The sequence below is a fragment of the Streptomyces sp. NBC_00440 genome (genome assembly GCF_036014215.1).
Lineage (GTDB): Bacteria > Actinomycetota > Actinomycetes > Streptomycetales > Streptomycetaceae > Streptomyces.
Window position 1 is genome coordinate 6915988 of the sequence record NZ_CP107921.1, and the last position, 17066, is coordinate 6933053.

Consider the following 17066-nt stretch of genomic DNA (forward strand, 5'->3'; position numbering starts at 1 on the left):
CACTGTCAAGCCTTTGTCCTGACAACCGGACCTGGGCTACCCTCTCGGCGTGTCCAAACCCGCGGCCGACCCCGCCCTCAGCCTTGAGCTCAGCGTGGACCGCAGCAGCCCGGTCCCGCTGTACTTCCAGCTCGCCCAGCAGCTGGAGTCGGCCATCGAGCGGGGCAGGCTCGTCCCGGGCAGCCTGCTGGGCAACGAGATCGACCTCGCGGGCCGGCTCGGCCTGTCGCGTCCCACCGTCCGTCAGGCCATCCAGTCGCTGGTCGACAAGGGGCTGCTGGTACGCCGCAGAGGCGTCGGCACCCAGGTGGTGCACAGCCGGATCAGGCGCCCCCTCGAACTGAGCAGCCTCTACGACGACCTGCTCGCCGCGGGCCAGCGGCCCACCACCCGGGTCCTGCGCAACGAGACCGTCCCCGCGACGGCCGAGGCCGCCGCCGCGCTCGCGGTGCCCGAGGGCAGCCAGGTCCGGTACGTCGAGCGGCTGCGGCTCGCGTACGGAGAGCCCATGGCGCAGCTCCGCAACTACCTGCCGGAAGGGCTGCTGACCCTCGACACACCCCGCCTTGAGGCCACCGGCCTGTACCGGCTGCTGCGCGTCGCCGGGATCACCCTGCACAGCGCCCGCCAGTCGGTGGGCGCACGGGCCGCGACCGCCGAGGAAGCGATACGCCTCGCGGAACCCGAGGGTGCGCCGCTGCTGACGATGGAGCGCACCACGTACGACTCCACGGGACGGGCCGTCGAGTTCGGCACGCACACCTACCGCGCCTCGCGGTACTCCTTCGAGTTCCAGCTCCTGGTGCGCCCGTAGCGCGACCGGTGAGCGGCCGGCGCAGTTCGTAAGAATGTTCTGACAAACCATTGACGAGCCCCGGTGCCCGCCGCTAGAACTCCTCTGCCGCAACCCGGCGGCCGGGAGAGAGGGCGGACCCCCCTTGCGTACGACCCGTACAGCAGCAGCGCACCTCGCCGCACCCGTGGGCGGTACCCGATGACTCGCCGGCGATCAGGGGTGACCCATACTTGGGCCGCCGGACCGGACGGGACCGGCCACCGTCCGCAGCGAGCACCGCAGTCGCAGCGCCCGCAGCAAGCACAGGAACACCGAGAAGGGCATCACGTCGTGGCAAGGGTACGAACCTGGGTCAGCGGGGCGCTGGCGCTAGCGCTGGGGCTCTCCCTGGCGGGATGCAGCAGCACCGGCGGCAAGCGGGCCGAGGAGCGCGCCTCACGGGCCGCCGCCGTCGGAAAGGCCGCGGTGAACACCCCCCGCTGGAAGATCGCGATGGTCACCCACTCCGGCGACGGCGACACCTTCTGGGACATCGTCCAGAAGGGCGCCAAGCAGGCGGCCGCCAAGGACAACGTCACCTTCCTCTACTCGCACAGCGAGGAGGGCCAGCAGCAGGCCCAGCTGGTGCAGACCGCGATCGACCAGAAGGTCGACGGACTGATCGTCACCCTCGCCAAGCCCGACTCGATGAAGGCCGTCGTGCAGAAGGCCGAGAAGGCCGGCATCCCGGTGATCACCGTGAACTCCGGCTCCGAGGAGTCCAAGCAGTTCGGCGCCCTCAGCCACATCGGCCAGGACGAGACGATCGCGGGCGAGGCGGTCGGTGACGAGCTGAACAAGCGCGGCCGCAAGAAGGCCCTCTGCATCCTGCACGAGCAGGGCAACGTGGGCCACGAGCAGCGCTGTGCCGGAGCCAAGAAGAACTTCCACGGCACGATGGAGAACCTGTACGTCGACGGCACCAACATGCCCGACGTCCAGTCCTCCATCGAGGCCAAGCTCCAGGCCGACCCCGCCATCGACTCGGTCGTCACCCTCGGCGCACCGTTCGCCGACGCTGCCGTCCAGGCCAAGGACACCGCGGGCAGCAAGGCCGAGATCGACACCTTCGACCTCAACGCCAAGGTCGCGTCCGCCCTGCAGAAGGGCACCCTCGGCTTCGCCGTCGACCAGCAGCCGTACCTCCAGGGGTACGAGGCGGTCGACCTGCTCTGGCTCTACAAGTACAACGCCAACGTCCTCGGCGGCGGCCGCCCGGTCCTCACCGGCCCCCAGGTCATCACCAAGAAGGACGCGGGCGCGCTGGCCGCCTACACCCAGCGGGGGACTCGATGAGCACCGCCGCACAGACGCCGGACGAACGGCTGCTGCGCTCCTCACCGCTGCGCCGGCTGCTCGGCCGCCCCGAGCTGGGCTCGGTCGTCGGCGCTGTCGCCGTCTTCATCTTCTTCTCGGTCGTCGCGGACAGCTTCCTGCGGCCCTCCAGCCTCTCCACGGTGCTCTACGCGGCGTCGACCCTGGGGATCATGGCCGTACCGGTGGCGCTGCTGATGATCGGCGGCGAGTTCGACCTGTCGGCCGGGGTCCTGGTGACCAGCTCGGCGCTGATCTCCTCGATGTTCAGCTACCAGATGACGGCGAACGTCTGGGTCGGCGTCGGTGTCTCGCTGCTGGTCACGCTCGCGATCGGCGTCTTCAACGGCTTCATGCTGACCCGCACCAAGCTCCCCAGCTTCATCATCACGCTGGGCACCTTCCTGATGCTGACCGGACTCAACCTCGGCTTCACCAAGCTGATCAGCGGCACCGTGTCGACGAAGTCCATCGGCGACATGGAGGGCTTCCCCTCGGCGAAGAAGGTCTTCGCCTCCCAGCTGACCATCGGCAACGTCGACCTCAAGGTCACCCTGCTGTGGTGGGCGGCGCTGATCGCCGTGGCGACCTGGGTGCTGCTGCGCACCCGCGCCGGGAACTGGATCTTCGCGGTCGGCGGCAACGACGACGCGGCCCGCGCGGTCGGTGTCCCGGTCGTCAAGACCCGGATCGGCCTCTACATGGGAGTGGCCTTCGCGGCCTGGATCTCCGGCCAGCACCTGCTCTTCAGCTACGACGTGGTGCAGTCGGGCGAGGGAGTCGGCAACGAGCTGACGTACATCATCGCGGCCGTCATCGGCGGCTGTCTGATCACCGGCGGCTACGGTTCGGCGATCGGCTCCGCGGTCGGCGCGTTCATCTTCGGCATGACCAGCAAGGGCATCGTGTACGCGGAGTGGAACCCGGACTGGTTCAAGTTCTTCCTGGGAGCCATGCTGCTCCTGGCCGCCCTGCTCAATGCCTGGGTGCGCAAGCGAGCGGAGGCGTCGCGATGACGGAGCAGACAGCGCCGGAGCGGCCGGAGCCGGAGGGGACCACACCGCTGGTGGAACTCGACCGCGTCAGCAAGTTCTACGGCAACATCAAGGCGCTCGAAGAGGTCTCCCTCGTCGTGCACGCGGGCGAGATCTCCTGTGTGCTCGGCGACAACGGCGCGGGCAAGTCGACCCTCATCAAGATCATCTCCGGACTGCACCGGCATGACGCGGGCCGCTTCCTGATCGACGGCGACGAGACGAGCCTCGGCAAGCCGCGCGAGGCGCTCGACCGGGGTATCGCCACCGTCTACCAGGACCTCGCCGTCGTCCCGCTCATGCCCGTCTGGCGGAACTTCTTCCTCGGCTCCGAGCCGACGAAGGGCGCGGGCCCCTTCAAGCGCCTCGACGTCCGTCTGATGCGCGAGACGACCCGCTCCGCGCTGCTGCGCATGGGCATCGACCTGCGCGACGTCGACCAGCCCATCGGCACGCTCTCCGGCGGCGAGCGCCAGTGTGTGGCCATCGCCCGCGCCGTCCACTTCGGGGCCAAGGTACTGGTACTCGACGAGCCCACCGCCGCGCTCGGCGTGAAGCAGTCCGGGGTGGTGCTGAAGTACGTCGCGGCGGCCCGGGACGCCGGGCTCGGCGTGGTCCTCATCACGCACAACCCGCACCACGCCTACCTGGTCGGTGACCGCTTCGTGCTGCTGAAGCGCGGCGCGATGTTCGGGAGCCACAGCAAGGACCAGATCACCCTGGACGAGCTCACCCGGCAGATGGCGGGCGGCAGCGAACTGGACGAGCTCAGCCACGAGCTCCGGCGGACGCCGCGGCCCGGAGACAGCCCCGGCACCGAAGAGCCCGGCCCTGACGAGCACGGCCCAGACGAGCACGGCCCAGACAAGACGGACGGAAATCCCGCCGGGGGAGCCTCCTGAGGTTTCGGGTGGCATCATCTGACCGATGAGTACGTACCGTGACTTCGCGCACCGCGGCTCCGCCCGCGCCACGGTCCTGCGGACCGTCGGGACCCGCGAGCGGCGCTCGCACCTCACAGCGCCCCGCGTCCCGACCGTCGGCATCGACATCGGCGGTACGAAGGTGATGGCGGGCGTCGTCGACGCCGACGGCGTCATCCTGGAGAAGATCAAGACCGAGACGCCGGACAAGTCCAAGAGCGCCAAGGTCGTCGAGGACACCATCGTCGAGCTGGTCCTCGATCTCTCCGACCGCCACGATGTGCACGCGGTCGGCATCGGAGCGGCCGGCTGGGTCGACGCCGACCGCTCCAGGGTCCTCTTCGCCCCCCACCTGGCCTGGCGCGACGAGCCGCTGCGCGACGCGCTCCAGGGCAGGCTCGCCGTCCCCGTCATGGTCGACAACGACGCCAACACCGCAGCCTGGGCCGAGTGGCGCTTCGGCGCCGGCCGGGGCGAGGACCATCTGGTGATGATCACGCTCGGTACCGGCATCGGTGGCGCGATCCTGGAGGACGGTCAGGTCAAGCGCGGCAAGTACGGCGTCGCGGGTGAATTCGGTCATATGCAGGTCGTCCCCGGCGGCCACCGCTGTCCCTGCGGAAACCGCGGCTGCTGGGAGCAGTACAGCTCCGGCAACGCCCTCGTCCGCGAGGCCAAGGAGATGGCCGCCGCCGACTCCCCGGTGGCGTACAGCATCATCGACCGGGTCAAGGGCAACATCCCCGACATCACCGGGCCGCTCATCACCGAACTCGCCCGCGAGGGCGATGCGATGTGCGTCGAACTGTTCCAGGACATCGGCCAGTGGCTGGGCGTCGGCATCGCCAATCTGGCCGCGGCGCTCGACCCGTCCTGCTTCGTCATCGGCGGGGGCGTCAGCGCCGCCGACGACCTGCTCATCGGACCCGCGCGGGACGCCTTCCGGCGCCAGCTGACCGGCCGCGGCTACCGCCCCGAGGCCCGGATCGCGAAGGCGCAGCTCGGGCCCGAGGCAGGTATGGTCGGGGCGGCCGACCTCTCCAGGCTGATCGCCCGGCGGTTCCGCAGGGCGAACCGCCGCCGTGTGGAGCGCTACGAGCGGTACGCACAGGCTGCCCGTACCACCCGCACCACCCAGGGATCCCCGTAATGACGACGTCCGTGCCGCACCAGACCGCGCCCCCCGAGGGCGGTGGGCAGTCGCCGGAGGATCACCGGCACATGATCCGCCGCCGATGGCTCACCGCGGTCATCATCGTGCTGCTCATCGGGATCCCGGCCGGCTATCTGGCCATCTCCGCCGAGCAGAGCCGCGAGGGCGGCCGGGCCAACGAGAAGGAGGCCATGGCGACCGGCCTCACCCACCACTGGCCGTCGAAGGTGCTGCGCCGCACGTTCGACGTACCGATCCCGGAGAACGCGGTGGGCGTCTGGTACTACCAGACCAGCAACTGGAAGGTCAGCAGGCTGTACGTTCGGTTCACCACCAACCAGGCCGGCCTCGACGCCTTCCTCAAGAAGGCGGGCACCAGCACCGCCGCACTCAAGGACGGGAAGATCACCGTCAGCCCGCGCGACGCGAAGATCGTCGGCTGGAAGTTCCCCGACACCCGCGACTGGGCCGGTACGACCGTCACCCGCAAGAGTCCGCAGCCCAGTGTCGACATCACCGTCGACAGGACCTTCCCGCACGGCAAGAGGGTGTACCTCGTCTCGACCGACACCCCCTGAGGGGCGTAGCGGCCATCGGAGTCGGCCCTCCCTCCCGTGCCCGCGGGAGGGAGGGCCGTGCTCTTCGGCCAGTCCCGTGCTCTGTTCAGTCCGAGGCTGCCGCGTCAGTCAGTCCGAGGCTGCCGCGGCGGCAGCGCCTGCCTCGGCGATGGGCTGGTCCTCGCCCTTGGTTCCACCGGCCACACCGATGGCCCCCGCGATCGCCCCGCCGACCGTGATCGGGATGCCACCGGGGAGCAACGCGGAGCCCGGCTGGGTGGCCATGGTGGCGAGCAGGACGGGATCCTGTGCGGCGAACTTGCCGAAGGCCACGGTCGGTACGCCGAGCCCCGCCGCCGTGACCGCCTTGTGGGTGGCGACGTTGGTCGCCCAGAACGTGGCGCCGTCCATACGGGCGAGAGTCTGGAGATTGCCACCGCTGTCCACGACGGCGACGGTGACAGCGACGTTCAGATGCGCTGCCTGCGCCAGTGCGGGTTCTTCCTGTTCGGCGATGGCTATGAGGGAGCGCAGCTCAGAGATGGCAGAGCGGGCGGTCTCGCGTTGTTCGCGTCCGGCGCGCAGCATGCTCAGGTACCCGGATGCGGGTTCGGCTTCGCCTTCTTCGACAACTCCCACGAGAGGTGCGCGCACACGATCCTCCACTCCGGGCTGCTCCTGGTCCGCGGCACCGTCGAGGCCCGCGGACCGCGCCGCACCGTGGTCGGCGACATAGTCCGGGACCTGGACGCCGTCGCGGGCAGCCCGCCGTGACCACGGCCCGCAGGCAGCCCTCGACCTCCTCAGCCACACCACCCCCGCCGACCACAACACCAAGTCCACCGCACCCGCTGAGCGGGTACTCGACCATGGAACCGCCGGCGCCAAGCTCGACGCCTGGGCTGACCTTCAGCCCGCGGGCAGTCGCTACGCCGACCTGCGCCGACTTGGACACAGATCCCCCGGCAGCGCCGGATGACAGCCCCGCAGGACAGTCACTCCTCGTAGCGATGGAGGCCGCCAATGCGAGTACTGAACTTGCCTTCGAGCCCGCTCGAAGGTGTTGGGTGGTGGGAGAAACACCGCGACGTGCTGAATCGTACGCATGACGACTTTCCTTGAGGAGCACACCATGACGCAGAAGATCTGGTTCATCACCGGTGCCTCACGCGGCTTCGGCAGGGAGTGGGCCATCGCCGCCCTCGAACGCGGCGATTCCGTGGCCGCGACCGCACGCGACCTCTCCACGCTGGGTGACCTTCGCGAGCAGTACGGAGAACGGCTGCTGCCCCTGCGTCTCGACGTGACGGACCGTGACGCCGACTTCGCCGCCGTGCAGCAGGCGCACGAGCGGTTCGGGCGCCTCGACGTGGTGGTCAACAACGCCGGTTACGGCCACTTCGGCATGATCGAGGAACTCACCGAGGCCGAGGCACGCGCGCAACTGGAGACCAACCTGTTCGGCGCCCTGTGGATCACACAGGCGGCGCTGCCGTTCCTGCGTGAGCAGGGCAGCGGCCACATTCTCCAGGTCTCCTCCATCGGCGGCATCAGCGCCTTCCCGCTGGTCGGGATCTACCACGCGTCGAAGTGGGCGCTCGAAGGCATGAGCCAGACGCTGGCCCAGGAAGTGGCGCCGTTCGGCATCAAGGTCACGCTGATCGAGCCCGGCGGGTTCGCCACCGACTGGGCAGGTTCCTCGTCGAGCACGTCCGAGCCGCTGCCCGCGTACGCCGACTTCCACAACGAGGTGCAGGAGCAGCGCCGCAAGCGCGTCGGCACGCCGGGCGATCCGACCGCGTCCGCCGCAGCCGTGCTGGAGATCGTCGACGCCGACGAGCCACCGCTGCGCTGCTTCTTCGGTTCGGGGCCGCTGGGCATCGCCAAGGCCGACTACGAGCAGCGTCTCGCGGGTTGGGAGAAGTGGCAGCCCGTGGCGGATCTGGCGCAGGGCTGAGCCGGGGCGGGAGACCCGGCGCACGGAGCGGGCAGCCGCACACGGAAACAAGCCCGTGCGCGAAGAAGGGGGCCGACCGTGGTGAAATCCGGTCGGCCCCTCTTCCGTGGGGCTGTGGGGCAGGGGGCTGCTTGTGTTCTGCCCATGCCGAATGACTGACGGAGGGACTGTTCTGATCAGTAGCCAGACACGGTGTACTCCCATGTCGTCGCAGAGTGGCGCAGGCGGGTCTCGGGTTCCGTCCTGACCTCAGACTCTCGCAGCACCGGGAGATCTTCGGTAGATGCGGCCCCAGACGTGGATCCGTCTGTGCGGTCGGAAGGCAGCAAGGCCGTCGGCGGCCACAGGGGTTCCTTACGCGTTTGCATGAGGTGTGGCCCACATGGCCAACGCCGTCTTCCCGACGAGATCCGCGTGGACCATACCCGTCGGGCGCGCAGGCTGTGCTTCCTCACCTTCACACAGTCTCCGAGGGTGAACGTCGTCCGTGCGCGGGCCTCACGAGACCGAGTCAAGCGTCGTCGGGTTCGGCATCCTCTGCGTTGGTCTGGAAGACGGGCTCCTGGAACCTCGGCTGCAACATTGCAATGCGCTCATCTGATGCGATCTTGAGCCGCTGAGTATCTGCATCAAGATCGTTCTTCCGGCGCTGGGTAGTGGCTTCAATCTTCGCCTTGGCGACGCCGGCAGCAGCCGTGAAGGAGGCGGCAACGGCGCCACCGGCCAGGATCTCGTTGATCAGCTCGGGTTCGGCCTGGCGCTTGAGTGCCTCGTCGGCACTCTCGATATGCCTCCTCCGCCTCCGATCGCCCGAGTCCGCCGTCCTTGCTTTCGACGCTGCACGCCGCTTCGGCTTCGAACGTGTGCCCTCGCTCATGTCCCTGGGCTCTGCCTCCGCGGACTCCTCATCGAGGGCGCGCTGTAGGGAGTGAGTGAACTCCCGCAGGATCTCCGCGCCTCGGCCGCCTGCGTCCCGTACCTGCTGCACTACGGGGGCTGACTGCGGGCCAGGCTTTGACACCGTCCAGGCCAGAGCTAAATGGACCTGTGTGGGATCGGGCAGGGTGTCGGCCCGGGCCCACGCTGCTTTGAGCAGCTCATTCACGTTGCGCTGGTCGCCCCACTCCATTGACGTGGGGGGTGAGTACTCGTTAGCCACGAATTCAGTCTGCCCCAAGTGCCCGTTGCAGAAAGCCCATTGGGGTGCTTCCGTCCCGGTGCTGCCCGTTCCCCCTGCGTGAGCCGATGCCCCACCGAACACGCCACTCGCGGCGGTTGTCCGGGTTGCAAGAACGCCGTCAGGCGCTTGGCCGCTCCCGCGCCCCCCGGCGCGCACACCCAGCCGGCGGCCCGCTCCTCCCGGTGCAGAGCACCGAGTGCCATCGACGCCGGGCGCGGGACCGGCGGCGTCGGCGTTTGGCCGGCCCGCGCACTCGCCCTGCGGCTGGAGGGCTTTGACCTCTCCCCGGTCGCCGTCGCCCAGTTCCTTCGCTACGGACAGGTGCACAGCCGAGGCCGCCGGAAGCAGCTCCGGCCATGATGAGAGTCTGAGCCTCCGAATTGAGCGGCGACGGGGAGACTGATGGGGGCGTTCGTGCACTGGGGCAATATCAATGTCTGGGTCAGGCGCGTCGTGGTGGCGGGCGTGGCGGTGGCGGTGTTGGGGGGCGGCTATGTCTGGTTCAGGCAGGGGACGCCTGAGGTACGGCTGGCCGAGGTGTGCAGCGGGATGCTGCCCGTCGATGACATGTTGGCGCTGACCGGTACGACCGCGAGCGGGATCAGCGGCGCGGATCTCAAGACCGACAGCTGGCAGTACGGTCCGTCGAGGGACGTGGAGGTGACGGAGCCGGACGGGCTGCCTGCCGCGTGCCGGGCCAACGGCGTTGAGGTACACATCGAGCCTGCGAGTGATGGCCCCAGCGGCCTTGGTCTATCCACTTTCTCTCGCGGCGATGACGTGTTGCCGGTCCCCCTGGGGGCGCACTGGTCGGGCCTGCTGGCTCCCGATGGTGAGGAAGGGATAGGCGCTTCGGTGCTGCTGGACTGCCCGAACTGGGACGGCCGCCACGGCAGCGGCATCCTGGTGACCGCCAGTGCCGATCTCGCCCACCTCGCTCATGTTCGCGACAACAACGACCCCGCTGCGCGGGCAGAACTCGCCCGGATGGTCACTGGGACGGCGAAGCGAGCTGCGCAGCGCACCGGGTGCAAAGCGGGGTTCGGCGACAGGATCAGCCGTGTCGATTCCTCGGCTGCCACCGCGAAGAAGAGAGCCGGCGAGGCCCGGGGTACCTGCGCGGGCGTGCACTCGCGGGCGGTAGTACGGGAGACGGCAGCGGGCACCGCTCCGGTCGAGTTCTGCGTGCTTGAGGGCGGACTGCGTCTGAAGTCCTTCTACGGCCCGTTCGTCACCTCACAGAACCACGATGGCGGAAGATTCGGGCCCTTCGACAAAGCCGCAGGCACCGATGAAGCGGGGATGGTGTGGGGTTCAGCGACATGCACAGGGGCCCAAGGCACCGCGCTGTACTGGACAGAACGGGCCGAGACCAAGTTCCAGCCCCATCCCCAACCCCTCACGGCAAGAGAGCAAGCCGATCTGCGGACATTCGCTGAACGCTCAGCCGCCCGCCACGGTTGCTCGTCGCCCAACCTGCCCGCCGATGTAACACCAGCGCCCGTCTCCTAAGAAGAAGGGCCTCAGCGCAGCCGTACCTCGACCGCCCGCAGTACGACGGCTAGCACGACGGCAGACTGGGCCCCATGACAACGCTCCCTGTGCGGCCCGCCGCCCGCGTCATCGCCCTCGATGGCGACGGGCGGGTTCTCCTGCTGCGCTACGAGGAGAACGGCGGTTTCTGGGCGACGCCCGGCGGCTCTCTCGACCGCGGTGAGGACCACACCGCGGCCCTGAGGCGCGAGCTCGGCGAGGAGCTCGGAGTCGACGGCGACCGAGTCCGTCTCGGTCCGCAGCTCGCCGAGCGCACATCGGACCACACGGTCGGTGACGGTGACGTCCGCCAGATCGAGCGGTACTACATCGCCCGTCTCACGGAGGCCGACCTGAACTGGCCCAGGCCACGCAGGCCGATACCATCACGGCCACCCGCTGGTGGTCGATCGATGATCTCAACTCCACCCGGGAGACCGTCTATCCGCTCGGCATCGGTGACCTGATCACCAGCTACCAGACGCAAGGTGCACCCGAGCGGCCCGCCATCCTGCGGTAAGAACGACGGAAGCCGACGCCAGGAGCGAGCAGCTCCGGTCGAACGCAGGACTCCCGGGGGCAGCCAGCAAATCTGCTCGATGACCCAGAACCCGTACTACACCGTGCGGATGGTCTTGCCGGGTGGCCCGCTTCGGTGGCGTCGACCAGGTGCTCGGCGGGCGCATTGGCCACCACGGTTGGGTCGGCGCTCGTGTGACTGAGCGCTTCAGTTGGCAGGCATCGCCAACTGAAGCGCTCAGTAGACGCACGCCGCGATGGACCCGTCAGCTGGGCTGCGTCGGTTCCACCGGTGCCGACCAGTGGTCGTGCACCCATGTGGCCAGGGTGGTCAGATTGGGGTGGTGTGCACGGAGGGCGGCCGGATCGGCTCGGAAGCCCACGGTATTGAACCAGTCGAACATGGCGGCCATCTCCTCGCTGTGGGCACGGAGTTGATCGGTCGGTTGGGAGTGGAAGCGCACCGGGCGGCCAGCGGCGCGGGTGAAGACCTCGGCCATCTGTGGGCCGGTCAACGCGTCTGCAGCGATCTCGACGGTGCGTCCCAGATAGTCGGCCGAGGCGTCGAAGGCGTCGGCGTGGAACCACCTGAGGGTGGTGAACCGGCGGGTCGGACCCTGTGGGCAACGCTGTTGGAACCGTTTGGTCACCCTTCGTGCAAACAGTGGTGAATTGCCAGTCATGTTGGAACCCGTTCCGAGCGTCCGGGGCCCGCAGCGTCCGAGGCCGCTTTCCCTGAAGGCCCAGGTCGAGCAGGCATTCGCCCGCCTGCCCCGGGCGGCTGATTCGCCCAGCCCCGTTGCGCGATCGGCGCGGTACTGAAAATCGGTTGGCGCGCAGGGAACGGGGTCGCTAGCGTGCGCGCGTGAATCTTGAACCGGGGAAGACTGTGCCCACCGTGCCTGTTCCACTCGACGCCGAACTCCAGGTCGCTTATGACGCCTACATGGCGGAGGAGCCGGAGCTGGCGCCGATGAGTCTCGCGATGCTGCCGCAGATCCGCGCTGAGGTCGACGCCGAGGTGGCAGCGCTCGGGGACCTCAGCCGTGGCGGGCGCTTCACCGTCTCCCAACCCTCGGTGCCCGGCCCGGACGGCGACCCCCAGATCCCGCTACTGGTCTGCACGCCCGCCGACGCGCCCGCATCGCGGCCAGTGCTCTACTACATGCACGGTGGCGGCTTCTTCTGCAACGATCACCGCACCGGGCTCGACCAGGTACTTGAAACAGCCGAGCAGTTCGGGGCCACGCTGATCTCGATCGGCTACCGGCTCGCGCCCGAGCACCCCTACCCCGCCCAGATCAACGACGCCTACACCGGGCTGCTGTGGACCGCCGAGCACGCGGACGAGCTCGGCATCGACCCGGACCGCATCATCGTCACAGGCCCCAGCGCCGGCGGCGGCCTCAGCGCCGCGCTCGCCCTGACCGTGCGCGACAAGGGAGGCCCCCGCCTGCTCGGCCAGCTGCTGATGTGCCCCATGCTCGACGACCGCAACAACAGCGCCTCGGCCATGCAGATGGACGGAATCGAATTCTGGAACCGCAGCTACAACGGGTTCGGCTGGAGCTCTCTGCTCGGCGGCGTCCCCGGCGGAGCGGACGTACCGCAGTACGCTGCGCCCGCCCGCGCGACCGACCTGACCGGCCTGCCGCCCGCGTTCCTCGACGTCGGCTCCGCCGAGTGCCTTCGCGACGAGATCCTCGCCTACGCCAGCCGGATCTGGCAGGCCGGCGGCAAGGCCGAGTTGCACGTGTGGCCCGGCGGCATCCACGCCTTCGACCGGGAAGCCCCGGAGGCACGGATCAGCAAGGCCGCCGTCGCGGCGCGCCACAACTGGCTGGAGCGACTCCTCGCCACCGACTAGTAGGGCTTTGTTAGGTGGTGTCGTAGGTCTGCCATGGGGTGGGTTGTCGGCAGGTGGGGCAGGTTCCGGTCCAGGTGGCTAACAGGTGTTGGAGGAGTGCCAGGGCCTGGTAGAGGGTCAGGCCCTGGCAGGGGCTTTTGGGGAGGACCGCTGTTCGGTCAGGAAGAGGTGGGCGGCGGTGACGAGGGTGACGTGGCGGTGCCAGCCGGTGAATGAGCGGCCCTCGAAATGGTCGAGTCCGAGCGTCGTTTTCAGCTCGCGGTAGTCGTGTTCGATGTGCCACCGTAGTTTCGCGAGGCGGACGAGGTCCCGGGCCGGAATGTCGGCCGGAAGGTTGGAAATCCAGTACTTGACCGGCTCGTTCTCCCCTTCGGGCCACTGCGCGATCAACCACCGAAGAGCGATGGCACCGTCCGGGGCGGGTTTCGGGCGGCGGCCGGCTAGGCGGACGCGCAGGAACACGAAGCGGGCGGACATGGCTGCTTTGGAGCCCTTGCGCCAGGTGACCGTGACCGCTCGTGCACGTCCGGCGGCCAGGACGTGTTCGCGCAGGCTGATGGGCCGGGTCCGGTAGCGGGGCAGCGGACGCGGTCCGAGCCCGCCGTAGGGCGGCTGGTGTGGCACGGCCGATTCGGTATGGGCGGTCATCTCGCCCTTGACCTGCAGGGCGTAGGCGAGGCCGCGGTCCTCCAGGCCGTGGCGGAAGTCGGCGTTCGCTCCGTAGCCGGCGTCCGCGACCAGCACCGCGGGCCGCAACCCCAAGGCCGCCAGTTCGTCGAGCATGTCCAGCGCGAGCCGCCACTTCGGCCGGTGCTGTTGCTCATCAGGAATGCGGCAGCGGGCCCGACGGCCGGCAGCTTCGGCCCCGTCCCAGCTGCCGGGCAGGAACAGACGCCAGGACAGTGGGCACGACGCGGTGTCGGACGCGGCGTGGACGCTGACCCCGATCTGGCAGTTCCCGACCTTGCCCAGGGTGCCGGAGTACTGCCTGGCTACCCCGGGCGAGGACGTCCCGTCCTTCGGGAACCCGGTGTCGTCCACCACCCACACCTGCGGACGCACCACCGCCACCGCCCGGCGGGCCAATCCGGCACGAACCGTGTCCACCGGCCAGGTCGACGACGTCATGAACTGCTGCAACTGCTGATGGTCCACCCCGAGTCGCCCGGCCATCGGCTGCATCGACTTCCGACGCCCGTCCAGCAACAGACCCCGCAGATACAGCCCGCCCTTCACCCGCTGATCAGCACGCGCCAAAGGCGCGAACACCTCCCCAGCGAACTCCTCCAACCGGCCCCGGCACGCTGCGAGTTCATTCGCCCTCATACCAGCAGGAAACCACCAACGCGCCCACTTGCCTAGAGACGTAACAAAGCCCTACTAGGACTTGTCCGGCCGGTCATGGTTGGCGCACGGGGTTCTGCGAGGATGCTGCGATGCAGCACCCGCCGGATGATTCTTCGCTCTCGCCCGCCCCGTGATGGGCGCCCGATGGTGGCATCGCACGGTTTCGAGTTGGAGCTGCATCGCGAGCTTCCGCCCGGGCACCCGTTGCACGGAGCAGAGGTCGCGGCTGTGGCGCGATGCGAAGGATGTGACGACGTCCTGTTCAGCGTTGCGAACCGCCCGTTCACCTGGGCTGTGGTTCACCTCTGACCACGCTGGTCAGAGCCTTGGTAGGCGGCTGTGGAGGGCGGGGCTCGGCTGGGCTTACCACGGGGGACAGATGACCGGCCCAGGAGTGCGGTTGGCCGCGCAAGGCGGAGCATTTCCTGGTCTTCGCCGGCATCGCCGCAGCACTCATCTGCTACCGCCGGCTCGCTGGATGACGATCGAGATCAGGGTCACCTGGGTGGGACGCCCAGCCCGTTGACGGAGCAGGTCCCAGCTGCAGCCCGACCGGTCAGAAGGATGCCAGCCAGGCCGCGGTGTCGTCGGGGTGGCCGAAGCGGAGAGTGTCGAGAGGGGCGAAACGGGGATCGCGGATACGGCGCCCGACTTCGCGGCGACGGGCCCCGTGTTGGGACCACGCCCACCAGGCCGGGTGTTCCCGGCTCAGCCAGCCCGTCCAGGTTTCCCTGTTGCCGCCGAAGAGAATTTTGCGGGTGACGGTGCGCTGGAAGGACCGGCGCAGGACGCGAAGCATGATGACGCGTTTGGAATAGTCCAGCCAAATCACGGTGTCGGCCCGGTCCCACAGCAGATCACGGACTTCCGGATAGCCGAGGGAGTCCATGACCCAGCAAGACTTGGCGGTGAGCCTTGATACGTCTTCGGCCAAGTTGTCATTTACGGCCCAGTTGGGACCGTTAAAGTACAGCGCATCCATCTCATGGTAGGGCAGGCCCAGACGACTGCTCAGGGCTCGGGCAAGCGTGGATTTGCCTGCACCGGTGACACCCACCACCAAGATCCGTTCCACGGGCGCACCCTATCCCGGCGTCCTGGTGGGAACGTTCCCGCGCCCCTCATCTGCAACCCCCGACTCATCGAATGACACGACGTCTGAGGCTACGAAAATCTTGCTTTCTGGCGTCCTGGTCAGCGAAGTCGTGATCGGAGAGTCTAGAGGCATGCTGCTGCCGCTACCCCATGGGAAGACCGAGCTCATCGAGGTCATCCGTATCACCGATCCTGCCAGGCACCTCAGCTCGGAGGACCTGGCGGGCGACACCGCCGCCATCTGGGATGGCGACCAAGCTCAGCAGGCCCTGTCTCTGATCGCCGACCTACCAGGCAGTGGGCTGTATCGCTGCTTCCTCCCAGGCTGGGGAATCCGGGCACACGACCCCACGGATCAACTCTTCGCGATCGCCTTCTGCTTCCGCTGTCACGGTGTCCGTATGTGGGGGCTGGACCTTCCTGTCGAACAACAAGTCCAGAGCTTCGACGCGGAGAGTCCTGCCGCACTTGAACTGCTCCGCCGATTTCGCTCCTGCCTGCCGGGCTGAAGTGCGGGTCTCGCAGGCCACTGGTGGCCGACCAGCCCGTCACGATCACACCAGGTAGAGCTGCGCATCGTCGTGGGCCTGAACTGCCCCACGAGCCTTCGGCGTCCCCCGATGTTCAAAGGAGCGTTCGCGGTGAGACTGGCGAGGCGTCACGAAAGCGGCCTGAGCCACCACAGGAGGAACCCGCCGAGCAGGAGGACCAGGCACACAGCGAGGTTGGTCCGCCGGTAGAGCACAGACAGTGCGACGAACTCACGGATCGTCGCACTGGGCCAGAAGTAGGCGGCCGTCGGCGCACCCACGACATGACCCCTCACCCCTGCGCGGCGGGCGGACACGGCAGCACGGAAGGCGTGGTAGTTGCTGGTGACGATCACGCATCGGTAGTGCGGACGCGCCTTCTCCATGAGCGTCGCGCTGAACCGGAGGTTCTCGTCGGTACTCGTCGACCGGTCCTCACGCTCGATCGCGCCGGCTGGGATTCCGTGCTCGACGAGGTAGTCGGCCATGGCATGCGACTCGGGTACCTTCTCGTCGGGTCCCTGGCCCCCGGAGACGAGAAGTACGGGCCGTGCCCCCCGTGCCGCGAGCCGCACGTAGAGCTTGCGGCCCCGGTCGAGCCGGCTCCTCAGCAGGGGCGGCGGCGTCGCTCCGCCGATCAGGCCTGATCCGAGTACCACCACATAGTCGGCCTTGCGGGGGACGTACAGCCGTCCGTAGACAAACGCATATCCGAGATAGCACAGGAACAAGAAGCCGATGTAGCTGGACAGGGCGGCAGCGGTCGCCGCCATGACCAGCAGCGTGTGCTGCTCCGTGGCCGCCGCCGTGACCAGAAGGGCCAGCACGCATACCAGCGCCATCCCGGAGAGCAGGGACAGCAGATTTCCCGGACTCGCCCCCTCCTTGCGCACCATGACCACTCCGTTGGCGAGCAGACAACAGGCGAGCGTGACTACGCCCAGTGCCAGCAGAGCCGTCAGCGCTACTACGACATCCTTCGCAAGGGCCGGATGGTCCCGGGAGAGTTCGACCAACCACGCCGCGAGGGCGAGTACCAGCACGAGGCCGAACAGAACGGCATTGCCGATCCGGCGGCGGTCCCCCAACACCCGCGCGCAGAACAGGAGGAGGAGCAGCGCCGCCGGGAGGTAGATCAGCATGTTCCACAGGGTATGCGGCCTGGGGGAAGGTGAAGCGACCCGGTCGGACCGGATTCCCGTGGGAGGCCGTCATCTGACGT

General features: G+C 68.4%; 17 protein-coding genes and 1 pseudogene. 12 read left to right on the plus strand and 6 right to left on the minus strand.

Annotated features, from left to right (window positions below):
* The first annotated feature begins 49 nt into the window (after nucleotides 1-49).
* From OHB13_RS30770 to OHB13_RS30795, 6 genes are all read left to right on the plus strand, one after another.
* Complete coding sequence (locus OHB13_RS30770; RefSeq protein ID WP_266851546.1) at nucleotides 50-814, plus strand: GntR family transcriptional regulator; 765 nt, start codon at nucleotides 50-52, stop codon at nucleotides 812-814.
* Nucleotides 815-1126: 312 nt separating this feature from the next.
* The gene (locus OHB13_RS30775; protein WP_266851544.1) at nucleotides 1127-2131 is read left to right on the plus strand and encodes a sugar ABC transporter substrate-binding protein; all 1005 of its coding nucleotides are present in this window, start codon (nucleotides 1127-1129) and stop codon (nucleotides 2129-2131) included.
* The gene (locus tag OHB13_RS30780) at nucleotides 2128-3165 is read left to right on the plus strand and encodes an ABC transporter permease (RefSeq protein WP_266851542.1); all 1038 of its coding nucleotides are present in this window, start codon (nucleotides 2128-2130) and stop codon (nucleotides 3163-3165) included. The genes OHB13_RS30775 and OHB13_RS30780 overlap by 4 nt, the downstream gene beginning before the upstream one ends.
* Nucleotides 3162-4085 carry an ATP-binding cassette domain-containing protein gene (locus tag OHB13_RS30785; RefSeq protein WP_328379235.1) on the plus strand — a complete coding sequence of 308 codons (924 nt, stop codon included), beginning with the start codon at nucleotides 3162-3164 and terminating at the stop codon, nucleotides 4083-4085. The genes OHB13_RS30780 and OHB13_RS30785 overlap by 4 nt, the downstream gene beginning before the upstream one ends.
* Before the next feature lie 25 nt (nucleotides 4086-4110).
* Nucleotides 4111-5256 (plus strand): ROK family glucokinase, encoded by a 1146-nt coding sequence (locus OHB13_RS30790; RefSeq protein ID WP_266851538.1) that lies wholly within the window; start codon nucleotides 4111-4113, stop codon nucleotides 5254-5256.
* Nucleotides 5256-5837: a hypothetical protein gene (locus tag OHB13_RS30795; RefSeq protein ID WP_328379236.1), complete on the plus strand. Its 582-nt coding sequence runs from the start codon at nucleotides 5256-5258 to the stop codon at nucleotides 5835-5837. The genes OHB13_RS30790 and OHB13_RS30795 overlap by 1 nt, the downstream gene beginning before the upstream one ends.
* 108 nt (nucleotides 5838-5945) lie before the next feature.
* Here the strand turns inward: OHB13_RS30795 and OHB13_RS30800 are convergent, their stop codons facing one another.
* Entirely contained in the window at nucleotides 5946-6404 is a 459-nt protein-coding gene (locus tag OHB13_RS30800; RefSeq protein WP_328379237.1) for a GlcG/HbpS family heme-binding protein, read from the minus strand.
* Nucleotides 6405-6434: 30 nt separating this feature from the next.
* Between OHB13_RS30800 and OHB13_RS30805 the strand changes: the two are divergent.
* Nucleotides 6435-6795, plus strand: a pseudogene (locus OHB13_RS30805) (DNA polymerase III subunit alpha); the annotation flags it as partial.
* A gap of 153 nt (nucleotides 6796-6948) precedes the next feature.
* A complete protein-coding gene (locus tag OHB13_RS30810; protein ID WP_328379238.1) occupies nucleotides 6949-7773 on the plus strand; it encodes an SDR family oxidoreductase in 825 nt (274 codons plus the stop codon).
* A gap of 511 nt (nucleotides 7774-8284) precedes the next feature.
* Here OHB13_RS30810 and OHB13_RS30815 read toward each other — a convergent pair.
* On the minus strand, nucleotides 8285-8932 hold the full coding sequence (locus OHB13_RS30815) for a hypothetical protein (protein WP_328379239.1): 648 nt from the start codon (nucleotides 8930-8932) through the stop codon (nucleotides 8285-8287).
* Between the two features lie 423 nt (nucleotides 8933-9355).
* Here OHB13_RS30815 and OHB13_RS30820 point away from each other — a divergent pair, with 423 nt between their 5' ends.
* The gene (locus OHB13_RS30820) at nucleotides 9356-10465 is read left to right on the plus strand and encodes a hypothetical protein (RefSeq protein WP_328379240.1); all 1110 of its coding nucleotides are present in this window, start codon (nucleotides 9356-9358) and stop codon (nucleotides 10463-10465) included.
* A 74-nt stretch (nucleotides 10466-10539) separates the two neighbouring features.
* Complete coding sequence (locus OHB13_RS30825; RefSeq protein ID WP_328379241.1) at nucleotides 10540-10953, plus strand: NUDIX domain-containing protein; 414 nt, start codon at nucleotides 10540-10542, stop codon at nucleotides 10951-10953.
* 318 nt (nucleotides 10954-11271) lie between these two features.
* On the opposite strand, the gene OHB13_RS30830 is transcribed toward OHB13_RS30825, so the two are convergent.
* Complete coding sequence (locus OHB13_RS30830) at nucleotides 11272-11688, minus strand: NmrA family NAD(P)-binding protein (RefSeq protein ID WP_328379242.1); 417 nt, start codon at nucleotides 11686-11688, stop codon at nucleotides 11272-11274.
* A 215-nt stretch (nucleotides 11689-11903) separates the two neighbouring features.
* On the opposite strand from OHB13_RS30830, the gene OHB13_RS30835 reads away from it, so the two are divergent.
* Entirely contained in the window at nucleotides 11904-12872 is a 969-nt protein-coding gene (locus OHB13_RS30835) for an alpha/beta hydrolase (protein ID WP_328379243.1), read from the plus strand.
* A 117-nt stretch (nucleotides 12873-12989) separates the two neighbouring features.
* Here OHB13_RS30835 and OHB13_RS30840 read toward each other — a convergent pair whose 3' ends face one another.
* Nucleotides 12990-14198, minus strand: coding sequence for an IS701 family transposase (locus OHB13_RS30840; protein ID WP_328378665.1), 1209 nt, complete (start codon nucleotides 14196-14198; stop codon nucleotides 12990-12992).
* A 577-nt stretch (nucleotides 14199-14775) separates the two neighbouring features.
* Entirely contained in the window at nucleotides 14776-15294 is a 519-nt protein-coding gene (locus OHB13_RS30845; protein WP_328379244.1) for an adenylate kinase, read from the minus strand.
* A 151-nt stretch (nucleotides 15295-15445) separates the two neighbouring features.
* On the opposite strand from OHB13_RS30845, the gene OHB13_RS30850 reads away from it, so the two are divergent.
* Complete coding sequence (locus OHB13_RS30850) at nucleotides 15446-15823, plus strand: hypothetical protein (RefSeq protein WP_328379245.1); 378 nt, start codon at nucleotides 15446-15448, stop codon at nucleotides 15821-15823.
* 149 nt (nucleotides 15824-15972) lie between these two features.
* On the opposite strand, the gene OHB13_RS30855 is transcribed toward OHB13_RS30850, so the two are convergent.
* Nucleotides 15973-16986: a YdcF family protein gene (locus tag OHB13_RS30855; protein WP_328379246.1), complete on the minus strand. Its 1014-nt coding sequence runs from the start codon at nucleotides 16984-16986 to the stop codon at nucleotides 15973-15975.
* Nucleotides 16987-17066: the final 80 nt, after the last annotated feature.

Excerpts from the sequence above, each read along its gene's own strand:
- OHB13_RS30820 (WP_328379240.1), top strand. The coding sequence starts at position 9,356 with ATGGGGGCGTTCGTGCACTGGGGCAATATCAATGTCTGGGTCAGGCGC.
- OHB13_RS30825 (WP_328379241.1), top strand. The coding sequence starts at position 10,540 with ATGACAACGCTCCCTGTGCGGCCCGCCGCCCGCGTCATCGCCCTCGAT.
- OHB13_RS30790 (WP_266851538.1), top strand. The coding sequence starts at position 4,111 with ATGAGTACGTACCGTGACTTCGCGCACCGCGGCTCCGCCCGCGCCACG.
- OHB13_RS30840 (WP_328378665.1), bottom strand. The coding sequence starts at position 14,198 with ATGAGGGCGAATGAACTCGCAGCGTGCCGGGGCCGGTTGGAGGAGTTC.
- OHB13_RS30785 (WP_328379235.1), top strand. The coding sequence starts at position 3,162 with ATGACGGAGCAGACAGCGCCGGAGCGGCCGGAGCCGGAGGGGACCACA.
- OHB13_RS30855 (WP_328379246.1), bottom strand. The coding sequence starts at position 16,986 with ATGCTGATCTACCTCCCGGCGGCGCTGCTCCTCCTCCTGTTCTGCGCG.
- OHB13_RS30800 (WP_328379237.1), bottom strand. The coding sequence starts at position 6,404 with ATGCTGCGCGCCGGACGCGAACAACGCGAGACCGCCCGCTCTGCCATC.
- OHB13_RS30850 (WP_328379245.1), top strand. The coding sequence starts at position 15,446 with ATGCTGCTGCCGCTACCCCATGGGAAGACCGAGCTCATCGAGGTCATC.
- OHB13_RS30795 (WP_328379236.1), top strand. The coding sequence starts at position 5,256 with ATGACGACGTCCGTGCCGCACCAGACCGCGCCCCCCGAGGGCGGTGGG.
- OHB13_RS30830 (WP_328379242.1), bottom strand. The coding sequence starts at position 11,688 with ATGACTGGCAATTCACCACTGTTTGCACGAAGGGTGACCAAACGGTTC.
- OHB13_RS30810 (WP_328379238.1), top strand. The coding sequence starts at position 6,949 with ATGACGCAGAAGATCTGGTTCATCACCGGTGCCTCACGCGGCTTCGGC.
- OHB13_RS30780 (WP_266851542.1), top strand. The coding sequence starts at position 2,128 with ATGAGCACCGCCGCACAGACGCCGGACGAACGGCTGCTGCGCTCCTCA.